This window comes from Campylobacter suis, assembly GCF_905120475.1.
GTDB classification, from domain to species: domain Bacteria; phylum Campylobacterota; class Campylobacteria; order Campylobacterales; family Campylobacteraceae; genus Campylobacter_A; species Campylobacter_A suis.
In genome coordinates, this window is sequence record NZ_CAJHOE010000003.1 from 52,227 (window position 1) to 66,799 (window position 14,573).

The window sequence follows — 14,573 nt, forward strand, 5'->3', positions numbered from 1 at the left end:
GCGTATTTTACGCCCTATCACTCTAGCTCGCTAAGCAAATTTTGCAAGCTTATAGAGCTTAGATGAGCAAAAAGGGCATTTGAAGCACTGTCAAAATGCTCTCTTAAAAGCCCCTCTATCTGAGCACCTAGCGGACATGCGGGGGGCGAGTTTTCGTGAATTTTAAACAAATTTTCACTACCATTTACAGCCTTAAAAATATCTAGCAAAGAGATCTTGCTCGCACTTCTAGCCAGGCTTATGCCGCCCACGCCAGCTCGAGTGATGATAAGACCGGATGATTTTAAAAGTGCGATGATTTGGCGCACTATCACGGGATTTGTCCCCACGGTATCAGCTAAAAACTCACTCGTATTTTTCTCATCTTTAAAATACTGCGCGCTCAAAAGTATATGAACGGCTATGCTAAATTTCTGTCCGACTTGCATTATTTTCCTAGTTTTAAATTACAACCAGCTTGGTTTTACTTCATCTATTATACCATCACTCATTGTAAATTGCTCTAAACTGCCAGCTTTTGCCTGAACGCAAAGAAATTTTATACCATCATTTGATGCCTTAAAGCACCTTTGCCCTTTCGGATCTATACGCACTACATCGCCCTTTTTTAGCTCTATCTCATCGCCATCTATATAAAGCAGACCGCTTCCTTCAAGCACGACATAAACCTCTTCATTTTGCTTGTGTGAATGCACAAACGGCACGCTAGCGTTTGCTACTAGCTCATTTATAGAAATTTCACAGCCACTTAGTCCAAGGAGCTCTTTTAGCTCCACTCTTGGCTGGTTTTTGATATTTACCATCTTGTAGTTTGACATTTTTTCTCCTTATTTTGAATTTACACTAAAACGCTTTTGTATAAATTTCTCATTTTTTATCTCATCTATCATGGCTATCGCGTAGTCTGCATAGCTTATCACGCTCTCTCCGCGCGAGTTTAGGCTAAATACCTCACCGCCAAGCACGTACTCTCCCGTGCGAGGCAGATCAGGCTCAAACTCAGCCGCTGGAGATAGATAGCTCCACTTCACATCGCTTCTCTTTCTAAGCTCGCTAAGTCCCTTTGCCATAGCACTTGCCGTTGGCTTATACTCATCTGGGAACTCAGGAGTATCAATAAGCTGTGTCGTAAGGCTCTCATCAGTGTATAAGCTACCCGCACCACCCACGACTAAAAGGCGAGTAGGTGTGTCACTTAGCAAGTCTGCAAGGTGCAAAAGGGCGTCAGTGTGAAGGTGTCTAGTCTCCTCGCTCCAAGTGCCAAATGCCGTGATAACAGCGTCAAATTTTGCCACATCATCCTTTTGCAAGCTCATAATGTCCTTATAAAGCACTTCAGTTTTGTCGTTTTTATACTTTTTGTTTCGCACGATAGCTGTTACTTTGTATCCTTGAAGCAGCGCCTCATCTACGAGCTTGCTACCTGCGTTGCCGTTTGCGCCGATTATCGCTATGTTTTTCATCTTTGTTCCTTTGGGATAAATTTAGTTGTAAATATTTTCATTACAACTTATGAGCGAAGTATAACAAATTTTAGTTGTAATGTCAAGCCTTACAACTAAAATTTGACTTTTATTCTTGTGAAATGTAAAATACAGCTCCAAAATAAGGATAAAAATGCAAAATCAAACATTTAAAACACTCAAACTAATCGCAAGTCAAAATTTAAAAAAATTATCACTCACATTTAGCTTAGTTATGGCCGAAAATGGGCTGTTTCTAGTCTATCCCATCATCGCTGGTATCGCCATAGATGCTATCACTAAGGGGCAAACAATGCTTGCGATGATATACGCCCTTATCGTCTTTGTGGGCTGGGGCATAGGGGCGATGAGAAGGCGTGTGGATACGCAGGTATTTACAAGGATTTATGCTGATTTAGCCGTGAAGGTCATAATGAACGAAAAAGCCATTAAAAAGGACAACTCAACCATCATCGCACGTGCTAGTTTATCAAGGGAGCTTGTAAATTTCTTTGAAAACCACTTCCCTGTGCTTTTTACTTCTGTTATCTCGATATTTGGCTCGGCTGTTATGCTTTTGTTTGTCGAGTTTTACGTGGGTTTGGCGGCATTAGTATTGCTTGTTATTCTTGCACTGCTTTTACCAAAATATGTATCAAAAAACGATCATCTATACTTAAAGCTAAATAATCAAATCGAAAAAGAAGCGAGTCGCATAACAAACAGCGATGAGATCACGCTAAAAAGGCACTACGGGCTACTTTCGATGATAAGGGTTAAAATTTCAAATCGTGAAGCAACTAGCTTTTTCATTATCGGCATTGTGGGAGCGTTGCTGTTTGGCCTAGCCATCATCACTCTATCGCTTCAAAACGCTAGTGCCGGACATATCTACTCGGTTTTGACATATCTTTGGACCTTGCTTATAAGCCTTGATGACGCACCAAGATTGGTTGAGGAGTTTAGCAAACTAAAAGACATCACAAAACGCGTTAATGTCGAGATCGGCAGTGATACTTTATGAGTATTAATTAGATTTTAAATGAAATTTAGGCAATATTTAGCACTAAAAATTTAAATCAAAGTAAAACTAAGTATGAAAAACATAAGAAATTTTAGCATTATCGCTCACATCGATCACGGCAAAAGTACGCTCGCAGATAGGCTTATACAAGAGTGCGGAGCTGTGTCAGACAGAGAGATGAGCTCGCAGATCATGGATACGATGGATATCGAAAAAGAGCGTGGTATCACGATAAAAGCTCAAAGCGTGAGGCTAAACTATACAAATGGTGGCGAGAATTATGTATTAAATTTAATCGACACACCGGGGCATGTGGATTTTAGCTACGAAGTATCTCGCTCGCTTGCAAGTTGCGAGGGGGCTTTGCTAGTCGTGGATGCTAGCCAAGGGGTGGAAGCACAGACCATCGCGAATGTCTATATAGCACTTGAAAACAACCTAGAAATAATCCCCGTCATAAATAAAATCGACCTACCAGCAGCAGACCCGCAGCGTGTAAAAGATGAGATAGAGCATATCATCGGACTTGATTGTGCAAATGCTTTGGAAGTTAGTGCAAAAAGTGGTATCGGCATAAAAGAGCTTTTAGAAGCCATAACACAGCGTATCCCAGCCCCAGTATCGCAAGAAAATGCCCCGACAAAAGCACTCATTTATGATAGCTGGTTTGACAACTATTTAGGTGCTTTGGCTCTTGTGCGCGTCTATGATGGTAAAATTTCAAAAAATGATGAAATTCTGGTCATGGGAACGGGCAAAAAACATACAGTTTTAGACCTTATGTATCCAAACCCGATAGCTCCGATAAAAACACCAGTTATAAATGCTGGGGAGGTTGGCGTAGTCGTGCTTGGACTTAAAAATGTAAGTGATGTTCAAGTGGGCGACACCATAACCCTAGCAAAATCTCCAACAAAAGAGCCAGTGGGTGGCTTTGAGCGGGCAAAGCCGTTTGTTTTTGCGGGACTTTACCCGATAGAAACGGATAAATTTGAAGATTTACGCGACGCACTTGATAAGCTAAAACTAAATGACAGCTCGATAAGCTATGAGCCAGAGACTTCGATCGCACTTGGATTTGGCTTTCGCGTTGGCTTTTTGGGACTACTTCATATGGAGGTTGTAAAGGAGCGTTTGGAGCGTGAGTTTGACCTTGATCTCATCGCCACTGCACCGACCGTAACATATGAAGTAGTGCTAACCGATGGTAAAATTTTACGCATACAAAACCCAAGCGAACTGCCAGCCGTAAATAAAATAGAGCATATCAAAGAGCCTTATGTGAAATCAACAATCATAACTCCAAGTGAGTTTTTAGGTAACATCATAACGCTTTTAAATAATAGACGCGGTGTTCAAACAAAGATGGACTACATCACGCCCGAGCGAGTTTTACTAGAATATGACATACCGATGAATGAGATAGTTATGGACTTTTATGATAAGCTAAAATCAGCCACAAAAGGCTATGCGAGCTTTGACTATGAGCCAAGTGAGTATCGCATAGGAGACCTTGTGAAGCTTGATGTTAGGGTGGCTGGCGAGATAGTCGATGCCCTTTCTATCATAGTGCCAGAGAGCAAAGCCACGACAAAAGGTAGGGATTTTGTCAAGGCGATGAAAGAGATAGTGCCAAGACAGCTTTTTGAAGTGGCGATACAAGCTAGTATAGGAAATAAAGTCATAGCGCGCGAAACGGTTAAATCAATGGGTAAAAATGTAACTGCAAAATGCTATGGTGGCGATATAACAAGAAAGCGAAAACTGCTTGAAAAGCAAAAAGAGGGCAAAAAACGCATGAAGGCCATCGGCAAGGTAAATTTACCGCAAGAGGCGTTTTTGTCGGTGCTTAAGATTGATTAATGGGTCTTAAAGGAAGCTTATGCCTTATATAAATATCAGAGTCACAAAAGAAAACGGCGAGCCAACACAAGAGCAAAAAGAGCAGCTTGCAAGTGGAGTTACCGAGCTTTTTGAACGAGTTTTAGGTCGCAGTGGCAAAAATGCGGTTGTAATTATTGATGAGATAAATCCAGATGATTATGCTATTGGCGGAAAAAGCGTGGCTAAAATCCGTACAAAAACTTTAAAAAAGGACTAAAATTTAGCTTGAAATTTTAAATTTTAGGCTAGAATTTGGTTTTTATAAGCGGTTTTAAAAGGAGATTTATGAAGATTAAAATTTTACTTTTATCTATTGTTATGATGGCATTTGTTGGTTGCTCAAGCATAAAGAGTATGTTTTGTGATGCATGCGGAGATGAAGGTATGCGAGTAGATGCTCATAATAAAATACTTTTTACTCATGTTATTGAGGTAGAAAATGACTGCTCGCTTTGTTCAAAAGATGGTAGTAAAGTCTTTATAAATGGCGCTGGCTACGGTCAAAATGGTGCACTAAAATGCTGTCTTGAAAAAAACATGATAGATACAAATATTGGGCTTAAGAAGGTATATTTTCATCGTTTTACAGATGAGAGAAAGAGCGCTAGAAGTATCGTTTACACACGCAAAAATGGCACACAAACGGTCTTTAACTCAAATCCACGCCTTGAAGTACTTTTTTATATGTTCTTAGAGCATGAGCTAAATAGCCGAGGTATAGTAGTGGTAGATACGCAGACATCGCCATATACATATAGGCTTGATTTTAAATTTTATGGTTTAAAGGGCGATTATGATAGATCGGCTGAGTATCTTTCTGGTAGTATTAACGGTGAGTTTAGCCTTTCAAATATAAATCTTAAACGCCAGAAAAAAATAAATACCCGCCAAGTTGTTGAAAAGCTTAAGGCGAGCGACTCTAATGACTTTGACTTTTTTGTTGCGCTTTTGGTTAAGCAACTTGCCATAAATGTCGCTGATGAAATTTCAAAACTTTAAAGGAAAATGATGAAAAATTTACTACTTATCTTAGCCTTTGTATTTTTTGCAGGATGTTCTACAAAACAGACTTTTATAGCATTAAAAGAGTATGTGCCTTCACAAAGCGCTAAGAGTGCTAAAAAAGCCATTGTAATAGCTAGCGTAAATGATATGCGAACCAATAAAGATGTCATCGCTACGATAACTAGCACAAGTGGAGAGATAAGCGAATATGTCGTTTTAAATACCGATGTTGCGACATATTTTAAAAATGCCCTTTTAAATGAGCTTCATTCTCGTGGCGTAAGTGGTGGCGGTGAAAATACGATAGTTGCGAATATAAATATCACTGAGTTTAAAGCAAATATGAGTGGTTATGCAAGCGATAATACAAAAGCAAGTATCAAAGTAGTACTAAATGCAATTCGTGGCAGTGAGACGATAACTAAAAATTTTGCTGATAATCAGACGAAATTTGAGCTTATACGAACTGGAAGTGCGTTTTCTCCGATATTAAAAACGATGATAGACGATATGGTAAAACGCGTTGCAGACGGACTTATATCGCTTTGAGGTGTTTTGGCTGTGAGTGTTTTAGCCTAAGTTTTATATGCGGTCAATGCGCCAGAAATTTCCAAGACTTTGACCTGAGTTTTAGGCAGATCGCAGATCTTAAAGTCTATACTTTTTATGATTATTCTGATATAAAAAGATTTATCCATGCAAAACACAAAATGCAAGGTGGGTTTGCCTTAAAACACCTTGCCAAACTAAGTTTTGCAAAATTTGCAAGTGAGTTTAATCCAAATTTTACCCTAAATGCCATACCTATTGACGATAAAAATAAAAGCGGATACTCACATACAGCTATCTTAGCTCGTGCTTTGCGTTCTAAATTTATAAAGCCTATTTTTAGTGCCTTGCATGCTACTTCAAGCGTAAGTTACAGCGGACAAGAGCTAAAATTTCGAGAAGCAAATCCTAGAAATTTCAAACTACTAAAGTCACCATCTTATCCTGTTATATTGGTTGATGACATTATAACTACTGGTACGACTTTGCTTGAAGCTAAAAAGACACTTGAGAGCTTTGGTTTTGAAGTTGCTTTTGCGCTTGCTTTGTCTGATGCAAGATATTAAAATTTAAAAAGAAATTTTAGTAAAAATTAAATTAAAAAACTAACTCTTAGCAAGTTTTTATCAAAATTTAGCTAAAATCTATGCAGTTACTTTTAAGGATAAAAATGGAAGATAATTTGTTAAATTTAAACCAAGACATACAAGACATTGATATCGAAGAGTCGATAAAGGCAAGCTATCTTGACTATTCGATGAGTGTTATCATAGGAAGGGCGTTGCCTGATGCAAGAGATGGTTTAAAACCAGTTCATAGGCGTATCCTTTATGCTATGCATAAGCTTGGAGTTAGGGCAAGTGCAAAGTATGTAAAGTCGGCTCGTATTGTCGGTGATGTTATCGGTAAGTACCATCCGCACGGCGATACTGCTGTTTATGACGCACTTGTTCGTATGGCGCAAAGCTTTTCTATGCGTTATCCTAGTGTTGATGGACAGGGTAACTTTGGATCTATTGATGGTGATGGCGCTGCTGCTATGCGTTACACCGAAGCTAAGATGACTAAGCTTAGTGAAGAAATTTTGAGCGATATAGAAAAAGAGACGGTTGATTTTATACCAAACTACGATGGTAGTGAGATGGAGCCAGATGTACTTCCAAGCAGAGTGCCAAATTTACTTTTAAACGGCTCAAGTGGTATTGCTGTTGGTATGGCTACAAATATACCTCCGCACAGTCTAGATGAGCTTATAGATGGACTTTTGCTTGTTCTTGATAATAAAGATGCAACCCTTGAAGAGGTTATGCAGCATATAAAAGGTCCAGACTTTCCAACTGGAGGTATAATCTTTGGCAAAAAGGGTATCATAGAGGCATATCGTACGGGGAGAGGACGCGTAAAGGTGCGTGCAAAAACTCACATCGAGAAAAAGCCAAATAAAGATGTTATCGTTATTGATGAACTGCCATATCAAACAAACAAAGCTCGCCTCATCGAGCAAATCGCCGAGCTTGTAAAAGAGAAGCAGATAGAGGGTATTAGCGAAGTTAGAGATGAGAGCGATAGAGAGGGTATACGCGTTGTTATCGAGCTAAAACGCGACGCGATGAGTGACATCGTGCTTAATAACTTGTTTAAATCAACCACAATGGAAAGCACTTTTGGCGTTATAATGCTAGCCATCGATAACAAAGAGCCAAAAATTTTCAGCCTTCTTGAGCTGTTAAAACTTTTCTTAAAGCATCGTAAGACTATTATTATCCGCAGAACGATTTTTGAACTCGAGAAAGCAAAAGCAAGAGCGCACATCTTAGAAGGTCTAAAAATCGCCCTTGATAATATCGATGCGGTTATAAATTTGATAAGAAATAGCGCCGATACAGCTACTGCAAGAGCTGGACTTATGGAGAATTTTGGACTTAGTGAGCTACAGGCAAATGCCATCCTTGATATGCGCCTTAGCAAGCTTACAAATCTTGGTCGTGACGAGATCGAGAGCGAGCTAAAGGCACTTCTTGAAGAGATAGAGCGACTAAGTAAAATTTTAAAAAGTGAAGACTTATTAGAAAATATCATAAAAGAGGAGCTAACTGAAATTCGCTCAAAATTTAAAGTTCCTCGTATCACTGAGATAGTTGATGACTATGACGATATAGATATTGAAGATCTTATACCAAATGAAAATATGGTCGTCACCATCACTCACCGCGGCTACATCAAGCGCGTGCCAAGCAAACAGTATGAAAAGCAAAAGCGTGGTGGCAAAGGCAAGGTCGCAGTTACTACATACGATGATGACTTTATCGAGAGCTTCTTTACGAGCAACACGCATGATACTCTTATGTTTGTTACAGATCGTGGTCAGCTTTACTGGCTTAAGGTCTATAAAATTCCAGAAGGAAGTAGGACAGCCAAGGGCAAAGCAGTTGTTAATCTCGTACAACTTCAAGCAGATGAAAAGATCATGGCGATCATTCCAACAACTGACTTTAGCGAGAGCAAATCACTCGCATTCTTTACTAAAAATGGTATCGTAAAACGCACAAATTTAAGTGAGTTTAAAAACATCAGAAGCATTGGCGTAAGAGCCATCAGCCTTGATGAAAATGATGAGCTAGTTACAGCTCTCATTGTTGAAAACGATGATGACTTTTTGCCAAATGAGAACGAAAACGATGAATCGCAAAATGTAGAAATTTTGGCAACCGAGGTTGAAGCCGATGAAAATGGCGAGCCGATCAGCCTTGAGGGTGAAGAGAGTGGCGAGAAAATGCTATTTATCGTTACTAAAAAAGGTATGTGCCTTAAATTTAATGTAAGTAAAGTTCGCCAGATGGGTAGAGCTGCACGAGGCGTGACGGGTATTAAATTTAAAGAGCAGGGCGATGAGGTTGTTGGCGCAGCAGTTATAGAAAGTAACTCACAAGAAGTTTTAAGCATATCTCAAAAGGGTATCGGCAAGCGTACGACAGCTGATGAGTATCGCTTGACAAATCGCGGTGGCAAGGGTGTTATATGCATGAAGCTAAACAACCGTACTGGCGATCTTATCGGTGTTGTGATGGTTGATGATGATATGGATCTGATGGCTCTTACAACAAGTGGCAAGATGATACGCGTTGATATGCAAAGTATCCGTAAGGCTGGTCGAAATACAAGTGGTGTTATCGTAGTAAATGTCGATGGGGACGATGTGGCTAGTATTGCAAGATGTCCAAAAGCTGAAGATGACGAAAATGAGCTTGATGAGGGCGAAACAAGCCTCTTGGAAGAGTAAAATTAAGGAGTTGTGATGAGGGCTAAAATTTTAGGTGTGGTATTGCTAGCGGTTATTTTTGGAGGTTGTTCGTTTAATGGATTTTTTGGAGATGATGATGTTGCAAAGCGCAATGTTGTTATACAAAAGATAGACAAAGATGACCTTAGAGAGGTCATGAAAAAAGAGAAGATGATATATGATACAGCGCCAGTTGAAGTAAGTTTTGATGCGATAGGCGAGGGTATAGCCCCTACAAATGCTATCTCATATGCACAGGCTCAAACTCTTGCAAAGCGCGCTGCTGTCGCTGATGCTCAGGCGCAGCTTGCTGGCAAGCTTTACGGCGTGAAAGTAAATGGACAGGACACTGTGCGCGATGCGATGTTAAAAGATAGCTCGATCACTACTAAAGTTCAAGGGCTTGTAAAAAATGCTCGTATCAAAGAAGAAGGCTTTAAAAACGGGCTTTATAGGGTTGAGATGGAGCTTAGGATAGATCAAAATAAGTGGAACGAAGTCTTTGCTTACTGATACTTTTAGTATCTGGGATTTGGGCTGAGCAGCTGATATTTTCAGCCCAAGTCGATGTTACAAATGCCTCTTTATCAAGACAGGCTATAAGTATTACAACATCACACATACAGCTAAAAAATGCAAATTTTAAATATCTTTGTGAGATAAAAAATGAAGATAACAATAGCGATATAGAGATATTTTTAAACACGCACAAAGAAGAATTACTTGATTGTTTTATGTTGTATAAAGCTAGGGTAAAAAGCAAAGTTATAAAAAGCGAAAAAAATGTAAAGAAAACACTAAATTTACGCGTGCTTCCAACAAGGTTTATCATAGATTTTAAGTCAAAACTAGCCATTATTAAGACCATTTCAACAAAGGGGGATAGATGAAAATTCTCATCGTTGAAGACGATATAAATATGCGAAAGTCGCTAGAAATAGCGCTTGGCGACTATGATGAGTTTGAAATTTCTAGTGTTAAGAGTGCGATAGAAGCTCTAAAAAAGCTTGATAGTATTGCTCCAGAACTCATCATAACCGACATAAATATGCCCGGCATGGACGGTATAGAGTTTATAAAAGAGCTTGATGGTAAATTTGATGTCATTATAATGACCGGAAACGCTACCTTAAACAAAGCCATAGAGAGTGTAAGGCTTGGTGTAAAGGACTTTTTAACAAAGCCTTTTGATGTTGAGACGCTTTATCAGGCCATAAAAAGAGTTGAAATTTTAAAAGAGAAAACGCCGCATAAAAAAACTAAAACAGAAGAGATTAATAGCGAGTTTATAGCCTCATCAAAAGCACTTCAAGAAGCACAAAATATCGCACTAAAAGCTGCAAAAACAGACGCTAGCATTATGCTTATGGGTCAAAGTGGTGTTGGAAAGGAAGTTTTTGCAAATTTTATACACAAAAACTCAAAACGAAAAGAAGCACCTTTTATAGCCATAAATATGGCTGCTATACCTGACAATTTGATAGAAAGCGAGCTTTTTGGCTTTGAAAAAGGAGCATTTACGGACGCAAGTGCCAGCAAAAAGGGTCTTTTTGAGCTGGCAAATGGCGGAACTTTGTTTTTAGACGAGATAGGCGAAATGCCAATAAATTTACAACCAAAACTACTTCGAGCACTTCAAGAGCGCGAAATTTCAAGACTTGGTGCAACTAAACCCATCAAGATAGATGTCCGCATAATAAGCGCTACAAATGCTAATTTAGACGAGCTTATAAAAGAGGCAAAATTTAGAGAGGATTTATATTATAGGCTAAATACCATCCCTGTTTTAATACCTCCACTGCGTGAGAGAAAAGAGGAGATAATGCCGCTTGCTAACCATTTTTTAAGCCTAAACTGCAAAGAATTTGGCGTAGGCAAGAAAAGTTTTGCAAAATCAGCCATAAAAGAGCTTGAAAGCTACAACTTCCCGGGCAACATAAGAGAGCTTATCTCTGTCGTGCAAAGGGCTGTGATTTTAAGCGAGGGCGATGAAATTTCAGCACAAGATCTATTTTTGCAAGCTAGAAGCGTGAAAGATTAAATTTGTGTAAAATTTGAGATAAATTTAAAAAATTTTAAATTTGTTTGCAAAATTTTGGTGTAATATTTAAAAAAAGTTGTAAAATAGCCATAAATCAATGAAAAAGGATTAAGATGAGAAAATTTAATATCGCAGTCGTTGGTGCAACTGGTGCCGTTGGGGAGGAAATTTTTAATATTTTAGCTGAGCTTGATTTTCCTGTTGGTGAGATTTTGCCTCTTGCAAGTGCTAAAAGTGCCGGAAGTCAGATAGAGTTTAAAGGTAAAAACTATAAAGTAAAAGAGCTTACAGACGCTGTTTGGCAAGAGCATGATATAGATATAGCATTTTTTAGTGCGGGTGGTTCAGTTTCTGAGCGTTTTGCTCCGGCTGCGGCGGCAAGCGGTGCGGTCGTGATAGACAATACAAGCCATTTTCGTATGCAGCCAAATGTCCCGCTCGTAGTGCCTGAGTGTAACCCATCAGACATAACACTTTACAAGGAAACCGGTATCATAGCAAATCCAAACTGCTCGACTATCCAAATGGTGCAAATTTTAAAGCCACTTGATGATGCTTTTGATATAGAGCGTGTAAATGTGGCGACCTATCAGGCAGCAAGTGGAGCTGGAAAAGAGGGTATGGAGGAACTTGTTTTACAGCTTCAAAAATTCTTTGAGTTTAAACTTGATGAATGCGAGGCAAAGGTGTTCGCACACCAACTAGCGTTTAATGTCATACCTCACATTGATGTATTTTTGGATAATGATTATACAAAAGAAGAGATGAAAATGGTAAATGAAACGCAGAAAATTTTACACAAAAATATCGAAGTTTCAGCAACTTGCGTTCGTGTGCCAGTGCTAAGAAGCCACTCAGAAGCCATAACTATACACTTTAAAAATAGCGTAGATGCAAACAAGGCTCGTGAAATCCTAAGCAAAGCACCAAGTGTGGTTGTGGTAGATGAGCCATCTGAGAAAAAGTATCCGATGCCACTAATTTCAAGCGATACAAACGAAACTTATGTAGGCAGAATTCGCAAAGATAACTACCGAGACAATGTCCTTCATCTATGGTGCTCAGCAGATCAGATCCGCGTAGGTGCAGCAACAAATGCTGTAAGAATTGCACAAAAATGGATAGAGCTGCAAGAATAAGCTAAATTGACCGCTCATTTGGGCGGTCTTTGTAAAATTTAAATTTTCTAACCACCTTACATTTTCTCTTTTTTATTTACCATATCGGCTCTTTTGCTAAAATTTGTCAATAACAAGCTAGTAAAATTTAATAAGTTTATGCTAAAAATAGATTAAAAATCTATCAAATAATATTCTAAACAAAGATTTTTTAATCATTTTGGTTTTATAGTTTGGCTTTATTAAAATTTCTAGCAATAAAAAATGGGCTAAGTATGTTTTGTATTAATTGGTAGAAAAAGCAAAATTTGCCTAAAATTAACTTTGTAAATATATTGGTTTAAACCATTAAACATTTGTGATAGTGCTTAGAAAATTTGGATAGGCTTGCTATAAAATTCTACTAAAAAATGCTATCTTTTTTATTTTTTTAAAATTAGTTAACGCCACAAAGCTTATTTATGCTAAATTTGACATGATCCTAAAGTGTGTAAAATTTTTTCAAACTGTACGCCGTACCAAGTTTTATTTGGATCTTGTAGTGTGACTTTTATGCTCTCTACGACAAAATTTGCAGCTCTTTTTATCGCTTCTTCTTCACTAAAACCAAGCACTAGCGAGCCAAAAAGCACAGAGGCAAATATATCCCCAGTTCCACTTGTTTTTAGCGGAAGTAGTTCGTGAAAGTATTCGCATTGTTTGTTGCTTTTTGTATCAAACGCTATAACACCACAGCTATTTTTAGTGTAGCTTACGCCTTTTAGGACGATTTTTGAGGCGCCTATTTGTGCTAAGCGAGATAAAATTTCATCGATATAGCCCTTATCGTAACCATCATTTTTATATTCCATACCACACATCGCGGTTGCTTCTGTGAGATTTGGCGTTATTACATCAGCTTTTTTGCAAAGCTCGCGCATTGCCATTGCAAAATTTTGATCAAAACCAGGATATAGCTTGCCGTTATCACCCATGCAAGGATCAACAAGTATGATCTGGTTGTCTTGTTTAAACTCATCAAAGAGTTTTGCCATGATCTCAAGCTGCTTAAAGCTTCCCAAAAATCCAGTATAGATACCATCAAAATTTATATTTTCACTTTTCCATGTGTTGCAAATTTTTTCAATCTCATCGGTTAAATCGCAAAAAGTAAAATTCTTAAAACCCGTATGCGTTGAAAGCACTGCCGTTGGTAAGATACAAGTTTCTATCCCAAGTGCGCTAATAACAGGTAGTGCCACCGTAAGTGAGCACTTGCCAACGCACGATATGTCTTGTATGGTTAAAATTCGCTTCATTACTCCTGCCTAATCTTATAAAAATTTACTCCAGCCACACTGACTTTATGGACTTTGCCTTGATCTATAAGTATGCCTAGGTTTTGTTTTGATGATTCGCTAAAATTTTCACTCACATTTGCTTGGCTTTGTGGTCTGCGAGATAAAGTTTGTAAAATTTCATCACAGCTAAAGTTATAAATTTCTGTGCTTTTTTGGGCTTTGGCTATCACAACTGGTACATTTTTTATAAATCCAGCAAGCTCGTTTAATCGCTCATAACTCACGCTTTTTACAGGATATGCTGGAGGCCTGTCTATGCTGCTTATATCAACCCTGTCAGGAGCTATAAAATTTATAGCTTCATTTAACGCTAAAAACTCGCTTTGCTTGTCGTTAAAGCCAGCAACGACTAGTATCTCAAGCACAAGCAAGCCCTGAAAATTTTTACGAAAATCTGCCATTGCTTCGATGATGTTTCTAATATCTAGCGTGCTTTTATCGCGATCTATCTTTTTAAATGTGCTTTGTATCGCACTATCAAGGCTAAATTTTACTATGTCAAGACCTTTTAGTGCGTCCCGTATTTTGGGATTTAGTGCACCAGTGCCATTACTTAGTATGAGTAGTTTTTTGTCTGTTTTTATTAAATTTAGCTCAGTTATTAGCTCTTTTAGGTGCGGATAAAGAGTCGGCTCTCCATTTGCGCTTATGGTTATAACATCGATATTTGGATGAGTTTTTAGGGCGTTTTTGACCTCGGTTATGACATCTGCTACACTTGGAGGGTCTGGTATGAAATTTCTAGGTTTTGCCCCTTTTAGCTCACAATAAATACAGTCAAAGTTGCATGACTTTTCATTTGGACTGAGGTCTATGCCTAGGCTCATACCAAAACGGCGCGAGTTTATCGGACCAAAAACTACATTCAA

16 protein-coding genes are annotated in these 14,573 nt (G+C 38.6%); 11 read left to right on the forward strand and 5 right to left on the reverse strand.

Going from position 1 to position 14,573, the window contains the following annotated elements:
* Positions 1-17: 17 nt before the first annotated feature.
* Genes LQV35_RS06495 through LQV35_RS06505 form a run of 3 tightly spaced genes read right to left on the reverse strand, consistent with a single transcriptional unit; the run spans position 18 to position 1,463 of the window.
* Entirely contained in the window at positions 18-428 is a 411-nt protein-coding gene (locus LQV35_RS06495) for an Rrf2 family transcriptional regulator (protein ID WP_230057066.1), read from the reverse strand.
* A gap of 18 nt (positions 429-446) precedes the next feature.
* Positions 447-818 (reverse strand): cupin domain-containing protein, encoded by a 372-nt coding sequence (locus LQV35_RS06500; RefSeq protein ID WP_230057067.1) that lies wholly within the window; start codon positions 816-818, stop codon positions 447-449.
* A 9-nt stretch (positions 819-827) separates the two neighbouring features.
* A complete protein-coding gene (locus tag LQV35_RS06505; RefSeq protein ID WP_230057068.1) occupies positions 828-1,463 on the reverse strand; it encodes an NAD(P)-dependent oxidoreductase in 636 nt (211 codons plus the stop codon).
* A 154-nt stretch (positions 1,464-1,617) separates the two neighbouring features.
* Between LQV35_RS06505 and LQV35_RS06510 the strand changes: the two genes are divergently transcribed.
* The 11 genes from LQV35_RS06510 to LQV35_RS06560 all read left to right on the forward strand — a co-directional run bounded on the left by LQV35_RS06510 (position 1,618) and on the right by LQV35_RS06560 (position 12,385).
* Complete coding sequence (locus LQV35_RS06510; protein WP_230057069.1) at positions 1,618-2,487, forward strand: ABC transporter six-transmembrane domain-containing protein; 870 nt, start codon at positions 1,618-1,620, stop codon at positions 2,485-2,487.
* A gap of 72 nt (positions 2,488-2,559) precedes the next feature.
* A complete protein-coding gene (lepA, locus tag LQV35_RS06515; RefSeq protein WP_230057070.1) occupies positions 2,560-4,350 on the forward strand; it encodes a translation elongation factor 4 in 1,791 nt (596 codons plus the stop codon).
* A 19-nt stretch (positions 4,351-4,369) separates the two neighbouring features.
* Positions 4,370-4,588: a tautomerase family protein gene (locus LQV35_RS06520; protein WP_230057071.1), complete on the forward strand. Its 219-nt coding sequence runs from the start codon at positions 4,370-4,372 to the stop codon at positions 4,586-4,588.
* A gap of 68 nt (positions 4,589-4,656) precedes the next feature.
* A complete protein-coding gene (locus LQV35_RS06525) occupies positions 4,657-5,370 on the forward strand; it encodes a hypothetical protein (RefSeq protein ID WP_230057072.1) in 714 nt (237 codons plus the stop codon).
* A 9-nt stretch (positions 5,371-5,379) separates the two neighbouring features.
* Positions 5,380-5,925 (forward strand): YajG family lipoprotein, encoded by a 546-nt coding sequence (locus tag LQV35_RS06530; RefSeq protein ID WP_230057073.1) that lies wholly within the window; start codon positions 5,380-5,382, stop codon positions 5,923-5,925.
* Positions 5,922-6,491: a ComF family protein gene (locus LQV35_RS06535; protein WP_230057074.1), complete on the forward strand. Its 570-nt coding sequence runs from the start codon at positions 5,922-5,924 to the stop codon at positions 6,489-6,491. Before LQV35_RS06530 ends, LQV35_RS06535 begins: the two co-directional genes overlap by 4 nt.
* Before the next feature lie 104 nt (positions 6,492-6,595).
* Positions 6,596-9,205 (forward strand): DNA topoisomerase (ATP-hydrolyzing) subunit A, encoded by a 2,610-nt coding sequence (gene gyrA, locus LQV35_RS06540; RefSeq protein ID WP_230057075.1) that lies wholly within the window; start codon positions 6,596-6,598, stop codon positions 9,203-9,205.
* A gap of 15 nt (positions 9,206-9,220) precedes the next feature.
* A complete protein-coding gene (locus LQV35_RS06545) occupies positions 9,221-9,718 on the forward strand; it encodes an LPP20 family lipoprotein (protein ID WP_230057076.1) in 498 nt (165 codons plus the stop codon).
* On the forward strand, positions 9,694-10,095 hold the full coding sequence (locus LQV35_RS06550; protein WP_230057077.1) for a hypothetical protein: 402 nt from the start codon (positions 9,694-9,696) through the stop codon (positions 10,093-10,095). The genes LQV35_RS06545 and LQV35_RS06550 overlap by 25 nt, the downstream gene beginning before the upstream one ends.
* The gene (locus tag LQV35_RS06555) at positions 10,092-11,246 is read left to right on the forward strand and encodes a sigma-54-dependent transcriptional regulator (RefSeq protein WP_230057078.1); all 1,155 of its coding nucleotides are present in this window, start codon (positions 10,092-10,094) and stop codon (positions 11,244-11,246) included. Before LQV35_RS06550 ends, LQV35_RS06555 begins: the two co-directional genes overlap by 4 nt.
* A gap of 113 nt (positions 11,247-11,359) precedes the next feature.
* Positions 11,360-12,385, forward strand: coding sequence for an aspartate-semialdehyde dehydrogenase (locus tag LQV35_RS06560; RefSeq protein WP_230057079.1), 1,026 nt, complete (start codon positions 11,360-11,362; stop codon positions 12,383-12,385).
* A gap of 443 nt (positions 12,386-12,828) precedes the next feature.
* Here the strand turns inward: LQV35_RS06560 and LQV35_RS06565 are convergent, their stop codons facing one another.
* Together LQV35_RS06565 and LQV35_RS06570 are read right to left on the reverse strand one after the other, a co-directional pair.
* A complete protein-coding gene (locus LQV35_RS06565) occupies positions 12,829-13,662 on the reverse strand; it encodes a pyridoxamine kinase (RefSeq protein ID WP_230057080.1) in 834 nt (277 codons plus the stop codon).
* Positions 13,662-14,573: a radical SAM protein gene (locus LQV35_RS06570; RefSeq protein WP_230057081.1), complete on the reverse strand. Its 912-nt coding sequence runs from the start codon at positions 14,571-14,573 to the stop codon at positions 13,662-13,664. The genes LQV35_RS06565 and LQV35_RS06570 overlap by 1 nt, the downstream gene beginning before the upstream one ends.

Coding starts and splice junctions, on each gene's coding strand:
- LQV35_RS06545 (WP_230057076.1), top strand. CDS start 9,221: ATGAGGGCTAAAATTTTAGGTGTGGTATTGCTAGCGGTTATTTTTGGA.
- LQV35_RS06565 (WP_230057080.1), bottom strand. CDS start 13,662: ATGAAGCGAATTTTAACCATACAAGACATATCGTGCGTTGGCAAGTGC.
- lepA (WP_230057070.1), top strand. CDS start 2,560: ATGAAAAACATAAGAAATTTTAGCATTATCGCTCACATCGATCACGGC.
- LQV35_RS06525 (WP_230057072.1), top strand. CDS start 4,657: ATGAAGATTAAAATTTTACTTTTATCTATTGTTATGATGGCATTTGTT.
- LQV35_RS06555 (WP_230057078.1), top strand. CDS start 10,092: ATGAAAATTCTCATCGTTGAAGACGATATAAATATGCGAAAGTCGCTA.
- LQV35_RS06505 (WP_230057068.1), bottom strand. CDS start 1,463: ATGAAAAACATAGCGATAATCGGCGCAAACGGCAACGCAGGTAGCAAG.
- LQV35_RS06500 (WP_230057067.1), bottom strand. CDS start 818: ATGTCAAACTACAAGATGGTAAATATCAAAAACCAGCCAAGAGTGGAG.
- LQV35_RS06530 (WP_230057073.1), top strand. CDS start 5,380: ATGAAAAATTTACTACTTATCTTAGCCTTTGTATTTTTTGCAGGATGT.
- LQV35_RS06560 (WP_230057079.1), top strand. CDS start 11,360: ATGAGAAAATTTAATATCGCAGTCGTTGGTGCAACTGGTGCCGTTGGG.
- LQV35_RS06520 (WP_230057071.1), top strand. CDS start 4,370: ATGCCTTATATAAATATCAGAGTCACAAAAGAAAACGGCGAGCCAACA.
- LQV35_RS06495 (WP_230057066.1), bottom strand. CDS start 428: ATGCAAGTCGGACAGAAATTTAGCATAGCCGTTCATATACTTTTGAGC.
- LQV35_RS06510 (WP_230057069.1), top strand. CDS start 1,618: ATGCAAAATCAAACATTTAAAACACTCAAACTAATCGCAAGTCAAAAT.
- gyrA (WP_230057075.1), top strand. CDS start 6,596: ATGGAAGATAATTTGTTAAATTTAAACCAAGACATACAAGACATTGAT.